Source organism: Paraflavitalea sp., assembly GCF_059502485.1.
The window spans coordinates 2,903,672-2,919,413 of the sequence record NZ_JCACET010000008.1 but is presented as its reverse complement, the minus strand read 5'-3'; the positions used below and the strand labels follow the sequence as shown (position 1 = coordinate 2,919,413).

Sequence of the window (15,742 nt, the reverse complement as noted above, 5' to 3'; positions counted from 1 at the left end):
ATTATTGTCTCATTACTCGAATATCCAGTCTACCTCTTTCTTTCCTCCGGCTGCCTGTAGAGCGGCATCATATACACGCATAGGTGCATTGTCGGGGATGAAGCCCAGTATCAGGCAGGCGCCTTTGGCAAGACTGAGGGAATGCGTGCCGGCCTTGAAGCTGTACGTGTGTATGTTCACTGGAGGCAAGCCTTCCATGATCACAGCATTGGCAATCTTTACATCGGCCTGTCCGTAATCGTTGGCGGTGGCGTTGGTCTCCAGCTCGGGCGCGGCGAGAAAGCTGGCGGCTTTGGTTTGGAAGAAGCCAACCAGCAATTTAACCGGTTGTTTGGTGCTGAAGGTAATGTGTGAACCTTTCTGCACCTGATCGGCCCAACTGGTACTAAAACCTTGCAGCCCTTGTAACTCAGGAACCAGGTTGGTGATGGCGTAAGTACTGTCAGCAAATGGACGGACACCTTTTTCGACCGTATATTGTGGCCGCGTATTGCTGGTTACTGTTACAAATGCCGACTTCAGTATGGTATTACTTGCAGCAGTGACGTTGGCTGTAGCTGTGCCCAGTGAGTCGATCCGCTTTTTCAGCTGGCTCAGTTCTTTTTCAAACTCGGGTAATACTTCCCACCATTCTTTGTAGGTGGCATTGACACCGCGGAAAGGGATCTTGCGTTGCTGGGTTTGCATGCTGTTGGCATAGCGGTAGGTGCTACGCGTATAATTGGTGAGCTGCCGGTACCAGCTAACGCTTTGCTCCAGCGGCGCCACTACTTGTTGCAGGTCGGTGAGTTGCTTGCTGTGTTTATAGCGCAAAGCATTGAGGGCGGCCTGCGCTTTGAATGCATAGTGATTAGCCATAGCGTTGTAGCAAAGCATGTCGTTTTTCAGCATGGCAAAGTCGGCTTTGTTTTGTGTCACTTCTTTTTCTGCTGCTGCGATGGCATCGAGTGCTTTTTGTCCGTGCACTTTTACTTCATTGATCACCTGCACGGGTGTTTCGCCTATATGTGATTGTTTTTCCCATTCTTTCTGTGCATACTCCGACAGCATCTCCCCTTCCGGTCCTTCGGAATTGTAGAGCAGCGTAAACAGACCAAAGCGGGTGGGGTTTACCAGCTGGGGCATCGTCATGCCCAGGGTAAGTGTTTGCCGGTTGCCATCGGTGATGCCAAAGCGGCGTAGCAGCTTGGGTGCGATCTCTCCGGATTCTTCATATGCTTCGAGAATCTTTTTGCCTGCTTCGAGGGAACAGCCATAGCGGGTGGCCAGCATGCCGGCCCAGTAGTCGACTTCCTGTGTGCGGTTGCGATTGGCATTCCAGGCATAACGGGCCCATTCGCGGTACCAGAGCCAGTCGCGCTCGATCTGCAATAGCTTAGGGTTTGAGCTATCGGCTGCATAGGGCCAATCCCAATAGGATGCCTGTGGGTACAAGTGCAAGCCGTTGGCTTCGTACACGCCGTGCATTGCCTGCACGCTTTTTTGTATGAAGTCGGCCGAGCCATAGCGGAATGGTTCGAGGTTGGCCAGGATGTGTACGTTCTCGATCTGTACGGTACCAATGCGGCTAAGCGTGCGGTGCAGCTCGGCCCAGGGGCCGCGCGGCGTGTAGGTGGTCAATGCTTCGCCGTTGTACTTGGCTTCAGTGTATAAATTCTTGTAAAGAGGCAATGCTTCTTTCATCACCGCCGGCGCATCGGTATCGTGGGCGCGCAGTACGATCGGTGGTTCGTCAGTACGGCCCAATGCCTGCAAACCATCGCGCACACCGGGGATGATCGTTTTGGTGAACCATTCGATATCGTCTTTGCCCACGCCTTCCATTGCTTCGCCGAGGCAGACCAGCAGACCTACATTCGGGTACTTCTCTACAAAGGCTGCTATTGATTTGCGGGTGTAATCGGCGATCAGTGGCATGATGGGACGTTCTCTGTCCTGTGTTTTAATGCCGTGGTGTTCGGCAAAGGGTTTCGACACGATGATGTTGTAGAACATTTGTATGACCCAGATACCGCGTTTGTCGGCTTCTGCTGTGAGGAAGCGGTACATTTCTTCGTTTTTCTTAAAGGTGGCATCGTCTACTTCTACCGCGTAGGGATATTCTTTCAGCTTGACCAACGAAGCAAAGGGATGACCATTCCAGAGGTAGAGGGAGTTGTAGCGGTTGGCCACCAACGTGTCGAGGTATTGGAGCCACAGTTTTTTATCGTAGAGCCAAGGGAAGGTTTCGGGTGTGTAGGGATATTCATAGACCGTGCGGCCTGGCAGGTAATAAGGTTTTTGCACGCCGATGCAGGTGCCGCGCAATACCATTTGTGGTTTATCAGTGATGTTGATGGTGTCGGGAAATGCTTTTACCAGTTTGATGCGTTCTGCCAGTTCGAGGCAGCCGTACAATGCGCCGGAAGCATCGCCGCCGGCTACTACTATCGTGTTGCCTTTGCGGGTGATGACAAATGCTTCTTTGCCCAGTGAAGTGGTGTCGATGCTCCAGGGCTGAATATAGGGTCGTACGGCAGTATCGCGTTTTGAGCCTACTATGATGTTCAACTGACGCGCACCTTTTCCTGCTGTGTTGGCCAGGACTGTGTTGTATAACCCGGTTTGGAACAAAGCCTGCCGCACCTGATCGGCCCCATATTTTATTCTTGGCTGTGTGCGGGAATGCACTACCACGATAAACTTCTTTGGTTGCTGTGCTTCTACTGCCTGCATTATTATTACAAACAACAATAAACTGCTCAATCTCTTCATCTGAATATAATTTGAAGTCCAAACCCTTCGACAAGCTCAGGGTGACAATTAAATCAACGGCATTAGGTTAAATGTCTTTCAATAATATGCTGTGCTTCCCTTCCGACTGATAGGCTGCTTCTACGCAGGCCATCGTGTAGATGGCGTCTTCTACGCTGTTATCGGGCCGGGCTCTTTTTCCCTGTGCTGCTTCCATCACCTGCTGCATGCTGCCGATGAATGCATTTGGAAACCAGGTGCCTTCGATGGGCACTGTTTTCCAAATGGGTTCTGTGCCTTCTTCCATTACCACGTATTCAAACAGATCGGGCACACCTTGCGGATAGTTCATCAACACCCCTAACGTAATACGGATAGCTCCTTTAGTACCTTCGAGCTTGATGAAAGAATGCTGGTGTTGCAAGCCGTATACGTGGCAATGATTGGTGAGTATGTTGGCGCGCAGCCAATCGCCATAATCCATCACGATATTACTGCGCACCGATGCCAGCTCTTTCATGAGTGGATGTTTTACTGTTTTGGCAAATACGCTTGCCGGATTGCCCGCCAACTGGCGGATGAGATCGATGTAGTGGATACTGTGGTACAATATTTCTACGCGGGGTGACTCGTATAGAAACTGCCAGAGATTCCAGGGAGTGTGGACGTTTACATTGACTTCGATATCGCATAGCTCTCCGATCACACCATCTTCTATCAGCTGGCGCGCGGCCGTAATAAAGGGGGCATAGCGCAATTGGAAATTCACGGCGGCATTCATTTGTTTATCGCGGGTGATGGCCAGTATCTCTTTTGCCTGCGCGTAATGCATGCCCATTGGTTTTTGCATCAGTACGTTGGCGTGGGCAGGTAATGTTTTCAATAGCTGGGGTAAACGATCGGCTGGTACTGCGATATCGAAAACAGCCTTGCTGCCTGTGGCAGTTATTAATGCTGACAGTTCGTTGTAGACAGCCGGAATGCCAAAGCGGGCAGCTGTGGCCTGTGCTTTGGCCACATCCACATCATAGATACCGGCTACAGCAAAGCCCGCCAGTTGGTAAGCCGGCAGGTGGGCATCGTTGACAATGCCACCGGCGCCAATGATATAAACTGGTATGGATGTGTTGTTGCTTTGCATGTTGCCTGCTTTTGTTTACAGCGGTCTTCCACTGAGGTGATTGCCATAGGCAATGATGATGACTGCTGCCGTAAGGACTATTAATGCTGCTGCCAGTTTGATCCTCGTATTGCTGCTGGTGTTCTTCCATTCTTTCAACAGCAGTCCGGCGATGGAACTGAACAATACCAGCATGATCATGTGGATGGCCCAGCTGCTGAAATTATAATTGCCCATACGCACATGGCCTAATCCGTAAAAGAAGAACTGTCCATACCATAGGATGCCCGTGAGGGCTGCCATGGCAAAGTTCAGCATCAATGGAGAAGATGTGCCGTGCACGGGAACGGTTGTATATTCTTTGAATGTTTTTTGTTTGGCGTGCAGATAGAGGCAATAGATGAGCGTGGTGAGAAAGGCGCCACTGTTGGAGAATATGTACACCACGTTGTTTTGAAAACTACCCGCCCCGTAGCGTTCGGCAATTTTTGCTATTGGCTGTCCCTGCTCGAGCGAGAAGCCATAGAAGGCTGACAATACTCCGGCCAGCAGACATAGGGGTAATCCTTTTGCCAACGAGAAGCCAGCTTTGTTGGCCTGTGCTTCTCCGAGGTCTTTTTCTTTGCCACGACCAGCGACGCCACAGACGGCAATGCCCGACGCGCCGAGGATAGTGCCGGCGATGATCCATTCAGCGCCTCTGAAGGCTAAAATATTGTTGTACTCCCCTCCTATGATCAATGGTATGAGCGTGCCCAGCACACAGGATATGCCTACTGAAATGGCGTAGGTGAGTGAAAAGCCTACATAGCGGATGGCCATGCCGAAGGCGGTGCCGCCGATGCCATAGGCCATGCCCAACAGGAATGTATTTCTGAGTACGCCTGATGGCGCTTCGTGGAGTACGGTGCTCAGTTGCGGGATGGTGAGCCAAGCTACGAGTAGCGGCATCAGCAGCCAGCATACGAGGGCCTGGGCGAGCCAGTAGGTTTGCCATGACCAGCTTTTCACCTTTTTCTGGGGTGTATAGCAGAGGGAGGCGCTGGATGCGCCTACTGCGTGGTACATGACTCCGGTTAATAACTCCATGTAGGATTTAGCTTTTAGCTTTTAGGATTTAGCACTCCTCACCCATTTCACTTCGCTCATTTCACACTAACTTATAAAATCGTTCTGCATTTTCATAAAACACCTTCTTCTGTCCTTCTTCGCTTAATATCGTTGTTAATACTTCTTTGTAATTTTTCCAGGCGGTAACGTAATCGCCTGCCAGCAGGCAAACGGGCCAATCGCCACCGCAGCAGGCACGGTCTTCCCCGAAATGTTCCAGCAGGTAAATGATGTAGGGTTTAATATCACCAGCCGACCACTTGTCTCCTTTTTGGGCAGTGATGCCCAGTCCGGATATCTTGACATGGAATTGGGGATGTGTTGCTGCTGCTTTCATCAACGTGCCCCATCGTCCATATTGTTCCTGCGTGGCAATGGGCGGCTGGTTGCAGTGGTCAAAGATCATCGACAGTTCCGGTACTCTTTCCGCCACTTCCAATGCTGTTTCTATGTGTTCTGTTTTAACGCCTACGATGTCGTAGGTGATGTTGTTGGCCGCCAATATGCGCAGGCTTTCCAGCACAGCAGGCTGGAGCAACCAGCGGGCATCGGGCTCATCATGGATGAGGTGACGAACGCCTTTGAAATAAGGGTTGGATAAATATTTCTCCTGTAGCAGTTGTTGTGTCAAGGCGGGATCGGTGAGCGGCAACCAGCCTACTACTCCCTGCAGCCAGGAAGTGGATGCAGCCACTTCCAGCATGTAACCGGTCTCTTCTGTGGTATTTGCCGCCTGCACCAGTACTCCCCCGCTTATTTTTGCTGCTGTGCGTGCGGGCTCCAGCTCTTCTATTAAATAGTCTCTTTTCAGCACTCCGGTATGGTTCTCGAGCCATTCGTAGCGGGCACGGGAAAAGTTCCATATATGGATATGCGTATCGATCAGTTTCATATAGCAAATAACACGTTTTTTGGGCAAACACGAATTTTGATGCCTTCCCTTTAGCCGAAAGAGGTAACACCTTCGTTTGCGACGCTGGGGAAAGGTGTCACCTCTTCCGGCGATGTGTCGCTGCCTGGGATAGTCTGGCCACCGGAGTGGCCTGACTGGTCGGCGCGTGGCCTGACCGGTAAAGCGATCACCATTCACTATTCACCGGCACTACCAATCCAAACTGCCGTTCGATGGTTTCGTTGTGCTCGCCCAATACCGGTGCGCCGGTTTTGGAGACGAGGATATGTCCATCTACACGTATCGGGCAGCGGGTGGTGGTGACGGATAATCCGTTGCTCGTTTTGACCACCATTTCCATGTTCAATATTTTATAGCCTTCTTCCTGCATGAGCTCTTCGTAGTTCAATACGCGGGCGCACCAGATGTCGGCGGGCTCTAATATACTTAACCAATGCTCTGTGGTTTGGGTGAGCAGGTGGGCCGCGAGGACGGATTTGATCTCATCGCGGCGGGTGAACCAATCTTCGGGTTTGGCGTATTGCTCTAATGCTGTGCAACTGATCAACCCCGCCAGTGTAACGATGTTGCCCATCGCCAGCGACAGGTATCCATTGGCTGTTTTGTAAACGCCATAGGGTGCTGCAATGTAGGCATGGGCTGCATTGACGGCACTGCGCACCGGTAGCTGGCGACCATCATTGAAGTAGGCTGTCAATACTTCGAACTGGAAATCCAAAATACTTTCGAGCATGCTTACCTGTACCAGCGCGCCTTCGCCACTGATCGTGCGCCGGTATAAGCAGGCCAATATGCCCTGGGCCACATGGGTGCCGGCAAAAATATCTACTACCGCCACGCCCATCGGTGTGGGGTTTTCTTTGTCGTTGTTGCTGAGCCAGGTGAGCCCGGATACGGCTTGTAGTAATAAGTCCTGTCCCGGCAGGTGATTCCAGGGACCTTCTGTGCCGTAGCCACTCACTTCGGCATAAATGATCGATGGATTGATACGCTTCACGGTTTCATAATCCAATCCGATGCGTTCCATTACGCCGGGCCGGAAGTTGTGCATCATTACATCGGCCTTCGCTATTAATCGCTTTATCTTTTCGAGGTCTTCGGGTTGCTTGAGGTCGGCAGCATAGCTTTGTTTGTTGCGGTTGATGGCATGGAAGATGGTGGACTCGCCTTCCATCATCACATCTGATACGTAGAGATAACGGCAGATGTCGCCGGTTTCCGGTTTTTCTATTTTGATGACCTGCGCGCCCATGTCCGCCAATCGTAATGCGGCCGAGGGGCCAGAGAGGAACTGGCTGAAGTCAAGCACTATGATATCCTGCAACAATTGCATTTGCTCAGTTTTCGTTGAGTAAGTTATTGGTTATTTCCCCGTTGTTTTCTCCCAATGCCGGGGCTGCTTTCCCGGAGGTCAATATTTTTCCATTGATACGGATGGGGCAACGGGTGGTACGGATCTCTTTTTTATTGGCAGTGTAGATCGATTGTTCCATGTGCAGGGCCTGGTAGCCGGCATGGTTGGTAAGTTTTTTCCAATCCAACACTTCCATGGCCCAGAGATGGTGTTCGTGGAGCTTGGCCAGCCAAACCTGTGAGGTGTGTTGCAACAGGTGGCTGGAAATAATTTGTTTGATCTCATCACGGTTGGCAAATGCATGGGCGGCGGTGTAGCGTGTAAGCTCCGTGCAATGGAGTGCTTTTGCCAATGTGGACAGGTCGGCCATGGCAATGGCGATAAACCCATTGGCTGTAGCATATAAACCATAGGGCGCGCTGAGCAAAGGATGTCCATTGTTGACACTGCTGCGCCGAGGTAATAGTCCGCCGCTGTTGTGATAGGTAGTCAATAGTTCGAACTGAAAATCTAACAGGGATTCCAGGAGGCTGATCTCGATGAGTGCGCCTTTGCCCGTCTTGTGTCTTCTAATGAGCCCTGCCAGTATACCCTGTACCAATTGTGCGCCGCAGAGGCTATCGGCAATGGATAAACCAAATGGCACCGGATCGCTTTCGTCATTGCCCGTGGTGTACATCAGGCCTGCCAGTGATTGGACCAACAGGTCTTGCCCCGGCTTGTTCTTCCACGGTCCTACTTTTCCATATCCACTGATCTCTCCGTACACAATACGTGGATTGAGCTGCTGCACCGCTGCATAGTCCAATCCGGCGCGCTGCATGACGCCCGGCCTGAAGTTGTGGGTGATGACATCGGCTTTTTGTATCAGTTTTTTTACGAGCGCCAGATCGGCTGGGTTGCGCAGATCGGCGGTAAAGCTTTCTTTGTTGCGGTTGATGGTGTGGAACAGCAAACTGCTTCCATCATCGGCCCAGAGGTTCTTGATCGACAGTTTACGGCCGGCATCTCCTCCCTGGGGGCGTTCTATCTTGATGACACGCGCACCAAGGTCAGCCAGTCTCAATCCGGCGGAAGGGCCAGAGAGGTATTGGCTAAACTCCAGTACGATCAATCCTTCTAAGGGAAGTATTTTCATAATGCCACGGTTTCTTGTTGTGCCAGGCTTTGCCTGTAGAGGTTATTCATGGATTCGAGCACGGTGGTGGGGTTGCCACCATCGAGCAGGTATTGGTGTAATGGATCGCCGGCATGGTCCTGGAAATACAGGTAGCCATTGTAGCGTGGGCGCATGTAGCCGCGCTGCATGGCCGGCAGTACGTTCTGGAAAAACCGGTTGGTCAATTTGTTGGCTACATCATCCTGCCAGGCTTTGAGGTGGCCGGGTTGTCCGCCATGCTGTACGTACAGCGTCGATTGCCAGGAAGGTGATACTACCAACTCTGCAAAGCGAATGGCATCCTGTTTGTGCTGGGTGGATGATGACACCGCCAGGCCTGTTCCGCCAATTGTTGTGAGCAGCTTCTGTCCCAAACCAAAATTCACCACATCGGTATAGTGCAATAAATGATCTGCATAGCCATTGCGGGCATAGTTGGAATAGCAATAGGCAAAGGGGCAATACCAATAATCGTTGGTACGGCTCATCAGCTCTGCTACTGCAATGGGATTGCAGGTAAAGAACACCGGATCGACCTGTGCATATAACTGGCGCATGACCGCCAATGCCTGTAGTCCGGTTGCTTTATCGACTACGACATCTTCCTGCTGGAACGGCGTTTGTCCGCAAGCGATACAAAAGGTATAAAAGTTCATCAGGAGGTCGATAGGAATAGCGGGCACCGCTACTTTTCCCTTTGCTGCGAGGGTCAAGACTTCCTGCCAGGTTTGGGGTACTGCTACACCGTGCTTTGTGAGCAGGTCTTCGCGGTAACTGGCGGCAGGTGTTGCCGCATCGATGGCCAGCGCCCATTGGTGGCCTTCATACGCATAACTAATATGGGAAAGGCCTACGCTGTTGCGCGCCTGCTCTTCGAGGTAAGCTGCCGGGATGTATTTATCTAATGGCAACACGCTGTTGGTAGCAGCGGCACAGCCCACCCAGGGATGATCGATGATGAGCAGGTCGTAATGGGCGGTTAGTTTTTCCAACGGGTAATCGGCAAAATGCTGGAGGCTTCTTTTCTCCCACACGATCTCCGTATCGGGAAAGAGTTCATTATAGCGCTGGGCAGCCGCCAGCAGGGGTGTGATGCCCCGACTATGCGCCCATGTAATTCCTTTGAGTGTAGTTTTGGCCATGGCTATGCTTCTTTTTTTTCAACGAGTAATAAATGCTCACATACCATGACGAGTTCCTGGCGCTGGTTGAATACTTCTACCAATTCTGTCACAATTCCATAGCCGGGCTTTTTATGATCGGCCTTGTCTTTGATGGTAACGGTTACCGTGATGGTATCGCCAATAAAAACAGGGCGGGTGAAACGAAGGCGTTCATAGCCGTAGGTCATCGATACTTCGTTGATGACGTGGGCCGTGAGGCCAACAGCTACCGTGAAGATGAGGGTGCCATGTGCTATGCGTTGTTTGAAGGGTTGTGTTTTGCACCACTCTTCGTCCATATGATGGGGAAAGAAATCGCCTGACTGTCCGGCATGGAGTACAATATCTGTCTCTGTAATGGTTCGACCCATTGTTTTGCGGTGCTCGCCGGTCTCAAATGCTTCAAAATATTTTTTCAGGAACATGTTGGCTTGGTGTATTGAAGGCAATCGTTTAGTCCAAGTACCGGCGTAAAACGGCCATCAAGGGCCTGTTTTCCGGCACAATGAAGTTAGCAGCATAGGGGGCGGCAGCCAATGTCTTGTCTTACTGAAATGATGGAATATTTTACTATAAGTAGTCTGGTTGCGCTAACTTTAGCCATCCGTACCTTGCTTACCGCTCTTTATCCAACGGCCTGATCTATAGGCTGCTGGCAATCCGTCTTTACCAATCTGCACCCTTGGAACAACGTATTTTAACAGCAACGGAATTTGCTGTTTATTTCCATCTTTTAAAGGAACTTTCGATATGAGCAGACAAGTGCCCCGCTTACTTCGCGGTTATTCTTTGGACCCAGGTTTTTCTACCCGGCTGGACACCGTAGCCGTGAACGAGGTGATATACCGGATACGGTGGGAAGACCCTGCCCCCGGGCCTATCGGTGATTACTTCGAGGTGATCGATTTTGACCCGGCCAGTAATTGTTTTTATGATCCGGTCGATCTTAATTCGGTGGAGGTGATGCGGCAGAACGGTCTTTCGCCGAGCGAGGGTAACCCAAAATTCCATCAGCAGTTTGTATACACTATTGCGATGCAGACGCTGGAACATTTCGAGGCTTCGCTGGGCAGGAAGGTGTTGTGGTCGTCTAACATACCTCCTCCGCAGGCAAAGACCAAAAAGACCAAGGACCTGACCCCGGAAGAGGCGGCCAAGAAGCTGGAGGAGGAAGTGGACAGGGAGTATGTGGATAAGCTACGGATCTATCCGCATGCTTTACGCGAGCCCAATGCTTTTTATGTGCCCGACAAGAAGGCTGTTCTCTTTGGCTACTTCGAAGCGGCTGAGCGGGTGCAGGGAGAGAATGTGCCGGGTGGTGTGATCTTCACGTGCCTTTCGCCGGACATCATTGCGCATGAGGTGACGCATGCTATCCTCGACAGTATTCATCCGCGCTTCCTGGAAAATACTAATCCTGATGTGGCTGCTTTTCATGAGGCTTTTGCCGATATCGTGGCGCTGCTGCAACGCTTTACGAATACTCAATTGATCGAGCACCAGATTGCCAAGACAAGGGGTGATCTTTCGCAGTTCAGTTTTCTTGGTGAGTTGGCTACGCAATTTGGCAATGCTTTGGAGTTTAGTCGCGGTGCTTTGCGTGGCGCGATTGGCAAATATGATGAGAAGAAAAAGAAATGGGTGAAGTATACGCCTGATCCGCAATTGTATCAAACAGTTCATGAACCGCATTCAAGAGGTGGCATTCTTGTGGCTACCATCTTCGATGCTTTTCTACGGTTGTATAATAACAATACGCAGGATCTGATGCGGATCGCTTCGAATGGTACCGGCATTCTGCAACCGGGGGCTATTCATCCTGACCTTGTAAAACGCCTCGCAGAATCGGCCTGCAATATTGCGGAGCACCTGCTGCATATCTGTATCCGCGCGCTGGACTACTGCCCTCCTACTGATATTAATTTTGGTGATTTTCTGCGTGCGTTGATCACGGCCGACATCGACAGTTCGCCTGCCGATAAATCAGGTTATCGTATTGCATTGATCGAGGCGTTCAGGAGCTGGGGCATTTTTCCCGACCGGGTGAATACGTTGTCTATAGAGGGTTTGCAATGGGCCAAGCCTGATGAATTTCTGCCATTGGAAAAGGGCATACTGAATGAAACGACGAAGTTCCTGCGGGAGAATATACGCCCTATCGTGGAACTGAGTATGCGTGAGGGTAATAACAGGCGCGAGATCTATAAGGCCTTCAAGCAGATCCAACGCAAGTTTCATGGCTTTGTATTTGATCAGCGGGAGGAACATGCTGATGAAAAGTCCTGGCAGGGCTTTCTGCGTAAGCTGGGACTAACGGATGAGCCCGTACAATTTACCTATGATCCCGGTGAAGGGGAAAAGCCCATCGAGATCAACGAGGATACGCCGCTGCTGGAAATTCATAAGATAAGGCCGGTGTATCGTGTAGGGCGGGAAGGTAATTTACTGGAGCAAGTGATCGTGACGCTCAGTCAAACCATCCGTATCAAGAAGGGGCCGTTAAAGGATGTACGGTACCGTGGCGGCTGCAGCCTGATCCTCAACATGGCCAAGAAGGACCCTGTGGAATATATCATTTATAAGAGTATTAACAGTCCGGCCCGCTTTCAATACCAGGTGGATTATCAAACGGGTAAGAACCCGGGCTTTGTGGCCCTGAGTGATTCGATGTACGAGGAAGAGTGTGGCTTCGATAATATCAGTTTTGCTCATCTTCATTTTCATAATATTATTTAATCTGTGTTCATGGCAAACTTATCTGTTAACGTAAGAATGTATCATGTGGGTGAGCTGGGTGATTGTTTTTTGTTGCATTTCAAGGAGGGTGAAAACGAAAGCCGGGTGCTGATCGATTGCGGCTCATTCCGCAATAGTAACAAATCAAAAAAACGGTTAAACGAGATCGTTGGGCATATTCTCAGTGAGGGTGACAATAAACCTTTGGACGTGGTAGTGGGCACACACCAGCACAATGACCACGTATCGGGTTTTGTGCATTGTGAAGAGCAATTTACCGGCAAGGTGAACCAGGTGTGGCTATCATGGCTGGACGATCCCAAAGACGCTTTTGCCCGGCAGGTGAAGGGTAGTCAGCGGGGACTCGTGAAGCAGCTGTTCGACATCAACAAAGGGATGGCGGGGCTCAACAATGCTGCCGCCAGCACCGTGAAGGAGATCCTGGGTTTTTACGGAATAGACGAGCATGCTGGTCCGGGCATCAACTCGATGGCGCTGGGCGCAGCCGGTGATGACCCACTGATCCCTGCGCAGGGAGTTAAGATACTAAAGGGCTTAGGGGCCAAAGCGCCGATGTACTTATCGCCCGGCAAAATACTGAAGCTGCCCAAGATGGAAGGGGCTGTGAAGGTGTACGTGCTGGGGCCACCGCGCAACAAGTCGCTGTTGTTTGACAAAGACCCCAACAAGCAGGAAACGTATGATCCGCACCTCGCCATGGCCGGCGCCTTTGCGGGTAAGTTCCTATCGGCCGTAAACATGCGCGATACTGCACAGGCATTAACGGAAGAGGAGAAGCGGGCCAAGTGGCAGCGGGAACGGGCGGAGGAGTATTTTCCGTTCAACCGTTCTTTCAAGCATAGTGATGCCAAGATCAAAGAGCTGAAAGATAAAGCGGCCAAAGCGCCTACCAAAGAGAAGGCTAATGAAATTATGGCGCCCATCAAAGACCTGCTGGCTATCCAGGATCTGTATAACAAGTCGAGCAATGCCTACAGAAAGATCGACGATGAATGGACGGAGCAGGCAGGACGGCTGGCGCTTTATCTTAATAGTTATACGAACAACAGCAGCCTCGTGCTGGCCTTCGAACTTGTGGAATCGAAGAAGGTGTTGTTGTTTGCAGCCGATGCGCAAACGGGTAACTGGAGCTCATGGGATAAGATAAAATGGGAGGCTGTGAAGAAGGGTTTCAACACGCGCGAGCTATTAGAGAATACTGTGTTGTATAAAGTGGGGCACCATGCCAGCCACAATGCCACGCTGGTATCTGCTTTTGAAGCCATGACGCATGAAGACCTGGTGGCGATGATCCCCGTGGATAAGAAAGATCCCAATATCGATCGCGAGAAGGGATGGAAGATGCCGGCCAAGAACCTGTATACCAAATTGAAGGCTCGGACCAACTTCCGGGTGTTGCGGATGGATGATGGGTTTGCAGAGGATTGTGATCCGGATAAGAGCAAGAAGAGTGGGTTTAAGGGCAAGAAGCTGAATAAGCCCGTGGTGGATAGGACCAATGGGTTTGTGGAATACAAAATAAACGGCTGAGCTTTAGATTGATGCTAACTCCTGGGTTATACTCCCCAGTCTTAGTCTGGCCGCCTGGAGCGGCCTGACTGTTTAGTCGCGCTCCTGCAGGTGGGCTTGTTGCAGGCGTTTGGTGACTATTTGTAATCCTTTGGTGTAATTCTTCTTTGCTTCGCCGATAATGATATCTCTATGGGGATTGAGCTTTGTGGCGTATTGATCGGACCACAAGCCGATAGTGATGACGATGGGCAGCAGGTCGATGCCTTTTTGTGTTAAGCTATAGATATATTTCTGCTTGTGGGTGCTGCTCTTTTTCTTTACGATGATCTTTTGTTTTTCGAGCATGGCGAGCCTATCGGCCAGGATATTGGTGGATATGCCTTCTTCCGACTCGAGGAATTCGCCATAGTAGCGCTTCCCGAAGAACATAAGGTCTCTTATGATCAGGAGGGTCCACTTATCGCCAAAGATCTCCAGCCCGAAATTTAAAGGACAGTCTGAGCGCATAGCAGCTTCTTTATTACTACTTGCAAAAATACAGTAGTTTTTTGTACTTTTGCAATTCACTTGTAAAATACAAGTGGTTCAAACTTATGAAAAGAGTCGTTATAACCGGCCTGGGAGCACTCACCCCCCTGGGCAATGATGTTACTACCTTTGGTAACAACCTTTTTGAGGGCAAGAGCGGCGCTGCCGGTATTACCCGCTTCGACCCTACCCTTTTTAAGACAAAATTTGCCTGTGAGCTCAAGGGCTTCAATGCTGCTGACTTCCTGGACAAAGCAGATATCCGCAAGACTGATCCGTTTACACAATATGCATTGATCGCTGCCGACCAGGCCATCAAGGATTCCGGCCTCGACTTCAGCAAGATGAACCCATTTGATACAGGGGTGATCTGGGGATCGGGCCAGGGGGGCATGCTTACATTTGAAGAGCAGGTGAAAGAATATACTACGGGTGGTTTTGTGCCCCGGTTCAGTCCTTTCTTTTGTCCCAAGATCATCGTGGATATTGCAGCGGGCCTTATCTCTATCAAGTATGGCCTGATGGGTATCAACTATGCTACTGTGTCTGCGTGCTCTACTTCCAACACTGCCATAATGGATGCGTTCAACTATATCCGCTGGGGTAAAGCGAAAGTGTTTGTGACCGGTGGGTCGGAAGCGCCTGTGACAGAATCAGCGATCGGTGGATTTAGTTCTATGAAGGCGCTGTCTACGCGCAATGACGATCCCACAGCGGCTTCCCGCCCCTTCGACGTGAACCGGGATGGCTTTGTGATGGGTGAAGGCGCCGGTGCGCTCATCCTCGAAGAATATGAGCATGCCAAGCAACGGGGCGCCAAGATATATGCAGAAGTAGGAGGCGCTGCGATGACGGCGGATGCTTACCACATGACTGCTACGCACCCCGAAGGGCTGGGCGCCTACATGGGCATGAAACTGGCACTGGAAGATGCGGGGTTGAATATCGACGCTGTCGACTACCTGAACGTGCATGCTACTTCTACGCCTGTTGGTGACATCAGTGAAGCTGCGGCTGTGGCGCGCCTGTTTGGAGATAAGAGTACTGTTTCTGTGAGCTCTACCAAATCCATGACCGGGCATTTACTGGGTGCTGCAGGGGCTATAGAAGCGATTGCCTCTATCCTGAGTATCAACAGATCAATGGTACCGCCTACTATCAATCTTACCAATCCTGATCCGTCTATACCGGCAGGTGTAAACATCGTGAGTGGTAAGGCAATAGAGAAGAAGGTGGATGTGGCGATGAGTAATACGTTTGGCTTCGGTGGCCACAATGGTATTGTGGTCTTCAAAAAGATATAAAGTAAAAGGCTGCGGGACTTGTTGTTCCGCAGCCTTCGTTAAGACTTTTGTGGCGATAGGGCCAGAGGCCCTGTAATAGTGCTGCGAGA

Annotated in this window: 12 protein-coding genes; 3 read left to right on the top strand and 9 right to left on the bottom strand. The window is 50.8% G+C overall.

All coding sequences use genetic code 11. The annotated features are described in order from the left end of the window. Window positions 1-12: 12 nt before the first annotated feature. The 8 genes from AC5JBY_RS14315 to AC5JBY_RS14280 form a co-directional block, all read right to left on the bottom strand. Entirely contained in the window at window positions 13-2,754 is a 2,742-nt protein-coding gene (locus AC5JBY_RS14315) for an alpha-d-galacturonidase (RefSeq protein WP_495905288.1), read from the bottom strand. 67 nt (window positions 2,755-2,821) lie between these two features. Continuing rightward, entirely contained in the window at window positions 2,822-3,874 is a 1,053-nt protein-coding gene (locus AC5JBY_RS14310; protein WP_495905287.1) for a Gfo/Idh/MocA family protein, read from the bottom strand. Window positions 3,875-3,889: 15 nt separating this feature from the next. Then, window positions 3,890-4,942: an L-rhamnose/proton symporter RhaT gene (locus tag AC5JBY_RS14305; protein WP_495905286.1), complete on the bottom strand. Its 1,053-nt coding sequence runs from the start codon at window positions 4,940-4,942 to the stop codon at window positions 3,890-3,892. Window positions 4,943-5,003: 61 nt separating this feature from the next. Continuing rightward, window positions 5,004-5,855: an amidohydrolase family protein gene (locus AC5JBY_RS14300; protein ID WP_495905285.1), complete on the bottom strand. Its 852-nt coding sequence runs from the start codon at window positions 5,853-5,855 to the stop codon at window positions 5,004-5,006. Window positions 5,856-6,042: 187 nt separating this feature from the next. Then, window positions 6,043-7,209, bottom strand: coding sequence for a CaiB/BaiF CoA transferase family protein (locus tag AC5JBY_RS14295; protein WP_495905284.1), 1,167 nt, complete (start codon window positions 7,207-7,209; stop codon window positions 6,043-6,045). A gap of 4 nt (window positions 7,210-7,213) precedes the next feature. After that, entirely contained in the window at window positions 7,214-8,368 is a 1,155-nt protein-coding gene (locus AC5JBY_RS14290; protein WP_495905283.1) for a CaiB/BaiF CoA transferase family protein, read from the bottom strand. Continuing rightward, window positions 8,365-9,531 (bottom strand): ABC transporter substrate-binding protein, encoded by a 1,167-nt coding sequence (locus AC5JBY_RS14285; RefSeq protein ID WP_495905282.1) that lies wholly within the window; start codon window positions 9,529-9,531, stop codon window positions 8,365-8,367. Before AC5JBY_RS14285 ends, AC5JBY_RS14290 begins: the two co-directional genes overlap by 4 nt. A 2-nt stretch (window positions 9,532-9,533) precedes the next feature. Then, complete coding sequence (locus AC5JBY_RS14280) at window positions 9,534-9,977, bottom strand: MaoC family dehydratase (RefSeq protein WP_495905281.1); 444 nt, start codon at window positions 9,975-9,977, stop codon at window positions 9,534-9,536. Window positions 9,978-10,302: 325 nt separating this feature from the next. Between AC5JBY_RS14280 and AC5JBY_RS14275 the strand changes: the two genes are divergently transcribed. Next, window positions 10,303-12,288 carry a hypothetical protein gene (locus tag AC5JBY_RS14275; protein ID WP_495905280.1) on the top strand — a complete coding sequence of 662 codons (1,986 nt, stop codon included), beginning with the start codon at window positions 10,303-10,305 and terminating at the stop codon, window positions 12,286-12,288. Between the two features lie 9 nt (window positions 12,289-12,297). After that, on the top strand, window positions 12,298-13,839 hold the full coding sequence (locus AC5JBY_RS14270; protein WP_495905279.1) for an MBL fold metallo-hydrolase: 1,542 nt from the start codon (window positions 12,298-12,300) through the stop codon (window positions 13,837-13,839). A gap of 72 nt (window positions 13,840-13,911) precedes the next feature. On the opposite strand, the gene AC5JBY_RS14265 is transcribed toward AC5JBY_RS14270, so the two are convergent. Next, window positions 13,912-14,328, bottom strand: a complete 417-nt coding sequence (locus AC5JBY_RS14265) for a winged helix-turn-helix transcriptional regulator (protein WP_495905278.1) — start codon at window positions 14,326-14,328, stop codon at window positions 13,912-13,914. A gap of 86 nt (window positions 14,329-14,414) precedes the next feature. On the opposite strand from AC5JBY_RS14265, the gene fabF reads away from it, so the two are divergent. Continuing rightward, the gene (gene fabF / locus AC5JBY_RS14260) at window positions 14,415-15,653 is read left to right on the top strand and encodes a beta-ketoacyl-ACP synthase II (RefSeq protein WP_495905277.1); all 1,239 of its coding nucleotides are present in this window, start codon (window positions 14,415-14,417) and stop codon (window positions 15,651-15,653) included. Window positions 15,654-15,742: the final 89 nt, after the last annotated feature.